A 10,207-nucleotide genomic window follows, 5' to 3' on the forward strand; every position below is an offset into this window, starting at 1 on the left:
CGGGGCCCTGCAGGAGGGCCGTGCCAGCACCTCACCTTCGCGCTGCGTGCGTGCCCGGGTGCGGACCGCTGATCGACCGGCGCGCCGCCGACACGCCCGCCTCCGCGACACGCCCGACACGACGTCCGGCCCGGATCCGTCCGCGTGTGTCGCTCGCCGCTGGTCTCGACGCCCACCTGAGGGATCGGCGCCGCGGGTCGTCACCGAAAGTGGTGCAGATGTGACCACTGGGTCGCCGGAGATCCGTGGGATCCGAGTATCGCGACACGCCGGTCCGAGGAGGGTGCTTGTAGCGCCGGATGGAGCCCACCTAACTTCGTCGCGTCGACCCAGTTGACATAACACTAAGTCTGTACTTGAGGATGAGGGTCGAGGTCGGGAGCCCCACATGACACCTCCGCACAACTACCTCGCGGTCATCAAGGTCGTCGGCATCGGCGGCGGCGGTGTGAACGCGGTCAACCGGATGATCGAGGTCGGTCTGAAGGGGGTGGAGTTCATCGCCATCAACACCGACGCCCAGGCGCTGTTGATGAGCGACGCCGACGTCAAGCTCGACGTCGGCCGGGAGCTCACCCGCGGCCTCGGCGCCGGCGCCCAGCCCGACGTCGGCCGACAGGCAGCCGAGGACCACCGCGAGGAGATCGAGGAGGTGCTCAAGGGCGCCGACATGGTCTTCGTGACCGCCGGTGAGGGCGGTGGCACCGGTACCGGCGGCGCGCCGGTCGTGGCCTCGATCGCCCGCAAGCTCGGCGCGCTGACCATCGGCGTGGTCACCCGCCCGTTCTCCTTCGAGGGCAAGCGGCGTGCCGTGCAGGCCGAGTCGGGCATCGAGGAGCTGCGCAACGAGTGCGACACGCTCATCGTGATCCCCAACGACCGGCTGCTGCAGCTCGGTGACCGCAACGTCAGCGTGATGGACGCCTTCCGCACCGCCGACCAGGTGCTGCTCTCCGGTGTCCAGGGCATCACCGACCTGATCACCACCCCGGGCCTGATCAACCTCGACTTCGCCGACGTCAAGTCGGTCATGTCCGGTGCGGGCTCCGCGCTCATGGGCATCGGCAGCGCCCGCGGCGACAACCGCGCGCTGCTCGCCGCCGAGCAGGCGATCGCCAGCCCGCTGCTGGAGGCCTCGATGGAGGGCGCCCACGGCGTGCTGCTGTCGATCTCCGGCGGGTCGGACCTGGGCCTGTTCGAGATCAACGAGGCCGCCTCGCTGGTGTCCGACGCGGCCCACGCCGACGCCAACATCATCTTCGGTGCGGTCATCGACGACGCCCTCGGCGACGAGGTGCGCGTGACCGTCATCGCCGCGGGCTTCGACGGCGGCCGCCCGTCGTCGCGCAAGGACGCCGCGGTCGCCGCCGTGCCGGCCGCCGGGCCCACGACCGCCCCGGGCCGCCTGCCCTCGCCGCCGGTGGCCCCGGCGCCGTCCGCGGGCCTGCCGCGGGCGACGGGGGAGCGGCTGGTGGGCGCCGTGCCGCCCGCTCCAGTCGCGCCCGCCCCGGCGGCCCGCCCGACGCCGCCCGGCGGGGGGATCACCGTCCCGCCGCTGCCGCCGGTGACCAACGGTGCCGCCGGTGCCGCCGGACGCCGCCCCCTCGGCAACGAGGACTTCGAGGAGGAGCTCGACATCCCGGAGTTCCTCCGCCAGTGATGGAGGACCCCCCTGCCCCCCACGGCTCGCAGGCTCGCCGCGGGCCCCTGCAGGAGGGCCGTTCCAGCAGGTCGGCCGCCTCTCCGGTGGTGCGCCCCCGACGGGTGGTCACCGACCGGAGGGGCGGCCGCTCGCGTCCGCCCTACGACACGTTCGACCTGGGGGCCCACGTCGGCGACGACCCCGCCGACGTCGCCGCCAACCGCGAGCGCCTCGCCCGCGAGCTCGGGGTGGCCGGTGACCGGCTGGTCTGGATGGACCAGGTGCACGGCACCGGCGTCGCCGTCGTCGAGGGCCCGGCCGAGGCACCGCTGCCGGCCACCGACGCCCTGGTCACCCGCACCCCCGGCCTGGTGCTGTGCGTGCTCGTCGCCGACTGCGTGCCCGTGCTGCTCGCCGATCCCGTCGCCGGCGTGGTCGCCGCCGTCCACGCCGGCCGCGAGGGCGTGCGGCAGGGCGTGGTCCCCGCGACGCTGGCCGCCATGGCCCGGCTGGGCAGCCGCCCCGCCGACACCACCGCGCTCCTCGGCCCGGCGGTCTGCGGCTCCTGCTACGAGGTGCCGCGCGCGATGCAGGCCGAGGTGGCCCGCGTCGCCCCGGCGGCCGCCGTGCGCACCCGGAAGGGCACGCCCGGCCTGGACCTGCGGGCCGGGCTGGCCGAGCTGATGACCCGGGCGGGCCTGGCGCAGGTGGTCCACGACCCGCGCTGCACCGTCGAGGACCGGCGGCTCTACAGCCACCGCCGCGACGGCGTCACCGGCCGCCAGGCCGGCGTGACCTGGCTCGGGTGAGCCGACCCGCCCCCTGCGTGCGCATCCACGGAAGTGCGCGGCCGCCATCGGGGACGATCGGCGCATGACCTCCCCGGCCGACCGCCTGCGGGCCGTCCGCGACCGCATCGCCGCGGCGGCCCGGGCCGCCGGCCGCGACCCGGGGTCGGTGACCCTGCTCGCGATCAGCAAGAACGTGCCGGCCGACGACGTCCGCGCCCTCGCCGCGCTGGGCCAGACGGCGTTCGGCGAGAACCGCGCCCAGGAGCTCGCCGCCAAGGTCGCCGCGCTCGCCGACCTGCCGCTCGAGTGGCACTTCGTCGGCCAGTTGCAGCGCAACAAGGCGGCGGCGGTGGCCCGCACCGGCGCCGTCGTCCACTCCCTCGACCGGGCGCCCCTGGCCCGCGCCCTGGCCCGCGCGGGGGAGGATCGTGGCCGCGCCGTCGACGTCTTCGTGCAGGTCGACCTGGGCGGCGCGGCGGGGGAGCTGGCCGAGCGCGGCGGCGCCGCGCCCGACGACGTCCCCCGGCTGGCCGAGGAGGTCGCCGCCCTCCCGGGCCTGCGGCTGCGCGGGCTGATGGCCGTCGCCCCGCGGGACGAGCCGCCGGGCCCGGCCTTCGCCCGGCTGGCCGCCCTCGCCGAGCGCCTGCGCGCCGACCACCCCGCCGCCACCGAGCTGTCGGCCGGCATGAGCGGCGACCTCGAGGAGGCCGTCGCAGCCGGCGCCACGATCGTGCGTGTCGGAACCGCGCTCTTCGGCTCCCGGCCCCTAACCTCGCCCCGAGTCACACGAGTCACAGGGGTCCCACCCGGGTCCCCGGAGGAGGTCTGATGGCCGGGGCCATGCGGAAGATGGGCATCTACCTCGGACTCGTCGAGGACGACGACGCCCGCGCCTACGGGCGCTACGACGCCCGCCCGGCCGACCACCCCGACCGGTACGACGACGGCCGCTACGACGACCGCTACGACGAGGGGCGCTACGACGACCGCCGGGCCGGCCGGTACGAGGGCCGCTACGACGAGCGCTCCGCCGACCGCTACCCCTCCGACGGGCGCGGGGAGGCCGGCTACGGCGGCTACGACTCCCTGACCGGCGACCCCGCCTACGACGACCGCTACGACCGCCGTTACGACGAGCGCTTCGACGAGCGCGCCGAGCCGCGTGCGGCCGAGCCGCGGGGCCACGAGTCGCGCGGTGCCGAACCGCGCGGCCACGAGCCCGCGGGCGAGGCCGAGCCGGCCCTGCCGCGCCGCGGCGCCACCCGGCTGGGGCTGGCCACGCCGGTGGCCTCCTCGGGTCCGGTGTCGGCCTCCGCCGAGTCCCGGGTGCCGGGCCCGTCCGGTGCCGCCGGACCGCGGCTGGGCGCCGTCGGCGGCCCGGGCGGCGGCGCGAGCGGTGGCACGGTCGGCGGAGGCGCCGTCAGCGGCTCCGGCCCGGCGGCCGCCGCCGGCCTGGCCGCCCGCGAGCCGGTCGCCGCGGCGGAGCCCGCTCCCGCTCCCGCGAAGCAGCCCTACCGGATCACCACGATGAGCCCCAAGACCTACAACGAGGCGCGGGCCATCGGGGAGGCCTTCCGCGAGGGCAGCCCGGTCATCATGAACCTCACCGAGCTCGACCACGCCGACGCGCGGAGGCTCGTGGACTTCGCAGCAGGACTGATCTTCGGCCTGCGCGGTAGCATCGAGCCCGTCACGGCCAAGGTGTTCCTGCTCAGCCCGAGGGACGTCGACGTGACGGCCGAGGACAAGGCCCGGATCCGCGAAGGCGGGTTCTTCGCCCAGTCCTGAGGTCGTCGGCCGGGGCGCTGGAGCGCAGGCGAACACGGCACCCGCGGGTGCCCCGGGACGAGCGAGGACAGTGGCTCTCTTCTGGCAGATCGTGTCGTCGGTCCTGCTCGTCTTCCTCATCCTGCTGTTCGCGCGTTTCGTCGTGGACTGGGTGATGGTCCTGGCGCGCAGCTGGCGCCCGTCGGGCTTCGTGGCCGCGGGCCTCGAGGTCGTCTACGCGACCACCGACCCCCCGCTGAAGGCCATCCGCAAGGTGATCCCGCCGCTGAACCTGGGGTCGATCCGTCTCGACCTCGCGTTCATGGTCTTATTGATCGCCGTGTACATCCTGCGGAGCATCACGTCTGGTCTCGCCCTCACCGCGTGACCACCGCTCACGCGGTCCGCGCGTGATCGACCCGACCCCGTCCCCGCCGTCCGACCCGAGGTGAGCCCCTTGCCACTCACGCCAGCCGACGTGCACAACGTCGTCTTCAAGAAGCCGCCGATCGGGAAGCGTGGCTACGACGAGGACGAGGTCGACGCGTTCCTCGACGTGGTGGAGGCCGAGCTCGCTCGGCTGATCGAGGAGAACAACGAGCTGCGCTCCGGCTCGAGCACCGGCCGGGTCCCCGCCCAGCAGGCCGCCCCGGAGCCGCCGCCCGCGCCGGCCCCGCCGCCACAGCCGGTGTCCCGCGAGGACGACACCACCCGCGCCTCCCGGATGCTGGCGCTGGCGTCGGAGACCGCCGACCGCTACGTCAACGAGGCCAAGGCGCAGGCCGACCAGATGGTCTCCAGCGCCAAGGCGACCAGCGACCGGCTGCTGACCGACGCCCGCGCCAAGAGCGAGCAGATGGTCAACGAGGCCAAGCTGCGCGCCGACTCCATGGTCAACGACGCCCGCACCCGCGCCGACACGATGGAGCGCGAGGCCCGGGCCAAGGCCGCCGCCCTCGACCAGGACGCCGAGCGGCGGCACCGCGAGGTCATGGGCGGCCTGGAGGAGAAGCGCGCCAACCTCGAGCGCAAGATCGAGGAGCTGCGCACCTTCGAGCGCGAGTACCGCACGCGGTTCCGCTCCTACCTCGAGTCGCACCTGCGCGACCTCGACAGCCGCGGCTCGGCGGAGCCGTCGTCGGCCAGCCGGCAGACGCAGCACGCGACCGCCTGAGGGCGGACGCGGCCCTCGCCGCCCTGACGACCGGTCCCCGTCCCGCCACCCGGCGGGGCGGGGACCGCTGCGTCGGCTCCCCGTGACGCACCAGCGGCGTTCGCCGTGGCTGGCAGCGGTCGCCGGTGCGGCCGTCGGGCTGCTCGGTGGCCTGGTGGGGCTGGGTGGCGCCGAGTTCCGGCTGCCGCTGCTGCTGGGCCTGTTCGCGTTCGCGGCCCTGCCGGGCGTCATCGTCAACAAGGCGCTGAGCCTGACGGTGGTCGTCGCGGCCATCCCGAGCCGGCTGGGCGCGGTCCCGTTCGACCAGCTGGCCGCGCACGGGATCGTCGCCGCGAGCCTGCTGGCGGGCAGCCTGCCGGGGGCGTGGACGGGAGCGGCCTGGGCCACGCGGATGCGCACCGCCACCCTGTACCGGGTCCTGGCGCTCCTGCTCGTCGCCATCGCAGCGGTGTTCGCCGCCCACCACCTGGGCCGGCTGCCGCACCCGCACCTGCCGGCCGCCGCCCAGGCCGGCGCCGGTGTCGTCGCCGGGTTCGGCATCGGCGTGGTCGCCGCGCTGATGGGCGTGGCCGGCGGCGAGCTGCTGGTGCCGGTCATCACGGTGCTGTTCGCCGTCGACGTCAAGGTCGCCGGCAGCCTGTCGCTGCTGGTGTCGCTTCCGACGATGCTGGTCGGGTTCGCCCGGTACAGCCGGTCCCAGGCGTTCGCCGTGCTGCGGGACGACGGCCGGTTCGTCGCGGCGATGGCGGCCGGCTCGGTGGCCGGAGCGGTGGCCGGTGGACTGCTGCTCGGCGTCGTGCCGACGGCGGTCCTGGTGCCCGCGGTGGTCGTGCTGCTGCTCGCCAGCGCGGTCGAGGTCTGGCGGCACGCCCGTCCCCCGGGCGCGCGGGTCCCGAGAACGGAACCGGCCCCCTGAGCCCTCCGGGGAGGGCTCGGGGGGCCGGACGCGTCCGAGCGGTGGGGCCTCAGCCCTTGACGCTGCCGGCGAGCAGGCCCCGGACGAAGTAGCGCTGCAGGCTCAGGAACACCAGCAGCGGCAGCACGATGGACACGAAGGCACCGGCGGCCAGCAGGTACCAGTCCGACCCCCGGGTGCCTGCCAGCTCGGCCACCCGCACGGTCAGCGGGACGACGTCGGGGGCCCCGCCGGCGAAGGTCAGCGCCACCAGCAGGTCGTTCCACACCCACAGGAACTGGAAGACGCCGAACGCGGCGATCGCCGGGGTGAGCAGCGGCAGCAGCACCTGGAAGAAGATCTTCACGTGGCCGGCGCCGTCCATGCGGGCGGCCTCCACCAGCGAGGCCGGGATCTCCTTCATGAAGTTGTGCAGCAGGAAGATCGCCAGCGGCAGCGCGAAGATCGAGTGCGACAGCCAGATGGTCCAGAAGGACCCGTTGAGGCCGGTGTCGACGTACAGGCTGAGCAGCGGGATGAGCGTGACCTGGATGGGGACCACCTGCAGCGCGAAGACCGCGATGAACAGGATGTTGCGGCCCGGGAACTTGATCCAGGCGAACGCGTAGGCCGCCAGCAGCGCCAGGCTGATCGGGATGATCACCGCCGGCAGGGTGATGACGAGCGAGTTGAGGAACAGCGTGGCGAAGTTCGTCCCGCCGTAGAGGACCTCGTTGTAGTTGTCGAGGGTGAACTGCGGGTCGGTGAAGAACGTCCACCAGCCCGACCGGCGGATGTCGAGCTCCGGCCGGAAGGAGGTGATGAGCAGGCCGAGCGTCGGGATGGTCCACAGCACCGCGATGACCAGCGCGATGATCGATGCGGCGGGGGAGCTGAGCCGGTTCTTGGCGGCCACCGCGCGGCGCTCGGTGCGGGTGAGCCGGCGCTCGTCCGGGGGGACGGGCGCCATGACCGGGGTGGTCGTGGTCATCGGATCTCCTCCGCGAGGCGCAGCTGACGGACGTTGTAGGCGATGATCGGGATGACCAGCACGAACAGCAGGACCGCCAGTGCCGCGCCGAGCCCGAAGTTGAACTGCCGGAAGGACTGGGCGTAGAACTCGTTGGCCACGACGCTGGTGTTGAAGTTGCCGCCGGTCATCGTCCGCACGATGTCGAAGACCTTCAGCGTCACGATCGCCACCGTCGTCAGCACGACGACCAGGGCCGGGCGGATGCTGGGCACGGTGACGTAGCGGAACATCTGGATCCCGCTGACGCCGTCGAGCCGGGCGGCCTCGACGATGTCGTCGGGGATGGCCTTGATGGCCGCCGACAGCACGGTCATGGCGAAGCCCGCCTGGATCCAGATCATGACCACGATCAGGTACACCGTGTTGGCCGGGGCGTTGAGCAGGAACTGCTGTGGCTCCAGCCCGAACAGCACCAGGATCTGGTTGAGCAGGCCGATCTGGTTCACCCCGGGCTGGTCGGGGCGGTACTCGTAGACGAACTTCCAGATGACGCCGGCACCGACCATGGAGATCGCCATGGGGAGGAACACCAGCGCCTTGGCCAGCGACTCGAACCGGGTGCGGTCGACGAGGTAGGCGTAGACCAGGCCGAGACCGGTGGTCACCAGCGGGACCAGGACCACCCACAGCAGCGTGTTGAGCAGGACGGTCTGTAAGTTGTCCTCGGTGAACACCGTCGCGTAGTTGTCCAGCCCGACGAACTCCGAGCCGTCCCGGTTGTAGAACGACCCACGGACGGTCTCGAGGGCCGGGTAGACGAGACCGACCGCCAGCAGCAGCAGCGTCGGTCCGACGAAGCCGGCCGCCACCACCCAGTTGGGCACCCGCTTGGGCCGGTCGACCGCGAACAGGATCACTCCCATCACGGCCGCGAACAGGAGGATGGCGAACACCATCAGGGCGATCTTGTGCCCCGTGGTGGTCGCGTCCAGGAACCACTGCACCGCAGACGACCTCTCCTCGGCAACGGAACGCCGGGGGGACCGGCGCGGCGCTGTGGGCGCGGCGGTCCCCCCGGCCTCCGGGGGTGGTGGGACGGGCGGTCCCGGTCAGCCGGGGAGGCCGACCGGGACCGTGGTGGTCAGGACGTCGGCCAGGCGTTCTCGACGTCGGTGAGGACCTGCTGGGTCGGCTTGTCGGTCGCGATCCAGTTGGTCAGCTCGGTCCACAGGGCACCGGCGCCGACCTCACCCGGCATCAGGTCCGACCCGTCGAACCGGAAGGTCGCGTTCGGGTCCTGGAACTGCTCGGCCGCGAGCTGGTCGATCGGCGAGGTCAGGTTCTCGACGTCGAGACCGGTGTTGGCGCTGACCCAGCCCGGGCCGGAGACCTGGGCCTTGATGTTGGCCCACTCCGGGGAGGAGAGGTAGGTCTGGAACGCCTGGGTGGCCGGCTCGTCGTTGAACGCCGCGGTGAACTCGCCACCGCCGAGGACCGGGGCGGTGTCACCCTCGATGGGCGGCAGCGGGAAGGCGAAGATGTCGCCCTCCTCGGAGATGTCGGTGCCCTCCGGCCAGTTGGCCTGGTAGAAGGACGCCTGGCGGTGCATGAAGCAGCTGCCGTCGAGGATGGGCAGGCCCGCGTCGGTGAACTCGGTCGTCGCGATCGACTGCACCTCGCCCAGACCGCCGTTGACGTAGTCGGCGTTCTTCAGGATGCCGCCGACGGTGTCGAGCGCCTCGACGATCTGCGGGTCGTTGAACGGGATCTCGTGGTTGACCCACTGGTCGTAGACGTCGGGGCCGGCGGTGCGCAGGACGACGTCCTCGAGCCAGTCGGTGGCCGGCCAGCCGGTGGCGTCACCGGACCCGATGCCCGCGCACCACGGCTTGGCGCCGGACTCGGCGATCTGGTCGGACAGGGCGATCATCTCGTCCCAGGTCTGCGGGACCTCGTAGCCGGCGTCGGCGAAGGCCGACGGCGAGTACCAGACGAAGGACTTGGCGTTGGCGCCCAGCGGGGCGGCGTAGAACTCGCCGTCGACGCTGCCGTAGTTCTTCCAGCTCTCGTCCCAGTACTCGTCGACGTTGGCCTCGACCTGGCTCGGCGCCGGCACGACCGCACCGGCGGCCACGAGGTTGGCCAGCAGACCCGGCTGCGGGACGAACGCGATGTCCGGGGCGTTGCCGCTCTGGACGCGCACGACGAGCTGGGCCTCGAACTCGCGGGACCCCTCGTACTGGACGTCGACGCCGGTGCACTCCTCGAAGGGGACGTAGGAGTCGATGTGCGGCTGGTCCTCGGGGTCGACGATCGAGGTGTAGACGCTGACCGTCTCGCCCTCCAGGTCGCCGAACTCCTCGTAGGGGGCGCAGTCGATGCTCAGGTCGGAGGCCGCGGCCTCGCCGTCCCCGCCGCCCCCGCTGGTCTCGCTGGCACCGCAGCCGGCGAGCACCAGCGCCACACCCAGGCCGCCGGCCAGCGCCGTGGAGCGCCGGCCTCTCGAGCGCATGCTCATGTACTTCCCTTCGGGTTGCTGCGGCGTCCTCGCCGCACTGCGTCATCGCAGACGGGCATCCCGGCACCAGGGGCCGGTCGCCACGCTCGCCCGGGGACGATAAGCGGCGCGGAGGTCGGTTTCGCGCAACAGTGTTGAAACCGTTATGCAACGGCGTCCTGGCTCATCCGGACGGGTCGTTCCGGAATGTCCGCAGGTCGGCGCCGGTGCCCGTGTCCGTGCCCCGGACGGGTAGCGCGAGGGTGCCACCATGGTCCCGGGACGAGCCGCGTGCCAGAGTGGAGTGCTCTGCACCGGCGCAGAACGGAAGTCGAAGGGACCTCATGGCCGCCATCACCTACGACCACGCGACGCTGACCTATCCCGGTGCCACCGCACCGTCGGTGAGCGGGCTGGACCTGGACGTCGCCGACGGGGAGTTCCTGGTCCTGGTCGGCCCCTCGGGCA

General features: G+C 73.0%; 10 protein-coding genes. 7 read left to right on the forward strand and 3 right to left on the reverse strand.

Features of this window, described 5'->3' with window-relative positions; all coding sequences use genetic code 11:
* The first annotated feature begins 388 nt into the window (after positions 1-388).
* The 7 genes from ftsZ (at position 389) to ACI79V_RS16760 (ending at position 6,290) form a co-directional block, all read left to right on the forward strand.
* Positions 389-1,660, forward strand: coding sequence for a cell division protein FtsZ (ftsZ, locus tag ACI79V_RS16730; RefSeq protein WP_456876064.1), 1,272 nt, complete (start codon positions 389-391; stop codon positions 1,658-1,660).
* Positions 1,661-1,746: 86 nt separating this feature from the next.
* Entirely contained in the window at positions 1,747-2,451 is a 705-nt protein-coding gene (pgeF, locus tag ACI79V_RS16735; protein WP_456876063.1) for a peptidoglycan editing factor PgeF, read from the forward strand.
* Between the two features lie 64 nt (positions 2,452-2,515).
* The gene (locus ACI79V_RS16740; protein ID WP_456890939.1) at positions 2,516-3,262 is read left to right on the forward strand and encodes a YggS family pyridoxal phosphate-dependent enzyme; all 747 of its coding nucleotides are present in this window, start codon (positions 2,516-2,518) and stop codon (positions 3,260-3,262) included.
* Positions 3,262-4,221, forward strand: coding sequence for a cell division protein SepF (locus ACI79V_RS16745; protein WP_456890941.1), 960 nt, complete (start codon positions 3,262-3,264; stop codon positions 4,219-4,221). Before ACI79V_RS16740 ends, ACI79V_RS16745 begins: the two co-directional genes overlap by 1 nt.
* Before the next feature lie 70 nt (positions 4,222-4,291).
* On the forward strand, positions 4,292-4,588 hold the full coding sequence (locus ACI79V_RS16750) for a YggT family protein (RefSeq protein ID WP_456878061.1): 297 nt from the start codon (positions 4,292-4,294) through the stop codon (positions 4,586-4,588).
* A 60-nt stretch (positions 4,589-4,648) separates the two neighbouring features.
* Positions 4,649-5,374 (forward strand): DivIVA domain-containing protein, encoded by a 726-nt coding sequence (locus ACI79V_RS16755; RefSeq protein ID WP_456890943.1) that lies wholly within the window; start codon positions 4,649-4,651, stop codon positions 5,372-5,374.
* Positions 5,375-5,456: 82 nt separating this feature from the next.
* Positions 5,457-6,290: a sulfite exporter TauE/SafE family protein gene (locus tag ACI79V_RS16760; RefSeq protein ID WP_456890945.1), complete on the forward strand. Its 834-nt coding sequence runs from the start codon at positions 5,457-5,459 to the stop codon at positions 6,288-6,290.
* Between the two features lie 49 nt (positions 6,291-6,339).
* On the opposite strand, the gene ACI79V_RS16765 is transcribed toward ACI79V_RS16760, so the two are convergent.
* The 3 genes from ACI79V_RS16765 to ACI79V_RS16775 form a co-directional block, all read right to left on the reverse strand.
* Complete coding sequence (locus tag ACI79V_RS16765) at positions 6,340-7,260, reverse strand: carbohydrate ABC transporter permease (protein WP_456878058.1); 921 nt, start codon at positions 7,258-7,260, stop codon at positions 6,340-6,342.
* Positions 7,257-8,246 carry a carbohydrate ABC transporter permease gene (locus ACI79V_RS16770; RefSeq protein WP_456890947.1) on the reverse strand — a complete coding sequence of 330 codons (990 nt, stop codon included), beginning with the start codon at positions 8,244-8,246 and terminating at the stop codon, positions 7,257-7,259. The genes ACI79V_RS16765 and ACI79V_RS16770 overlap by 4 nt, the downstream gene beginning before the upstream one ends.
* Before the next feature lie 137 nt (positions 8,247-8,383).
* Positions 8,384-9,754: an ABC transporter substrate-binding protein gene (locus ACI79V_RS16775; RefSeq protein WP_456890949.1), complete on the reverse strand. Its 1,371-nt coding sequence runs from the start codon at positions 9,752-9,754 to the stop codon at positions 8,384-8,386.
* Positions 9,755-10,207: the final 453 nt, after the last annotated feature.

It is taken from the genome of Geodermatophilus sp. SYSU D00700, from assembly GCF_054050255.1.

Excerpts from the sequence above, each read along its gene's own strand:
- ftsZ (WP_456876064.1), top strand. The coding sequence starts at position 389 with ATGACACCTCCGCACAACTACCTCGCGGTCATCAAGGTCGTCGGCATC.
- ACI79V_RS16740 (WP_456890939.1), top strand. The coding sequence starts at position 2,516 with ATGACCTCCCCGGCCGACCGCCTGCGGGCCGTCCGCGACCGCATCGCC.
- ACI79V_RS16745 (WP_456890941.1), top strand. The coding sequence starts at position 3,262 with ATGGCCGGGGCCATGCGGAAGATGGGCATCTACCTCGGACTCGTCGAG.
- ACI79V_RS16765 (WP_456878058.1), bottom strand. The coding sequence starts at position 7,260 with ATGACCACGACCACCCCGGTCATGGCGCCCGTCCCCCCGGACGAGCGC.
- ACI79V_RS16775 (WP_456890949.1), bottom strand. The coding sequence starts at position 9,754 with ATGCGCTCGAGAGGCCGGCGCTCCACGGCGCTGGCCGGCGGCCTGGGT.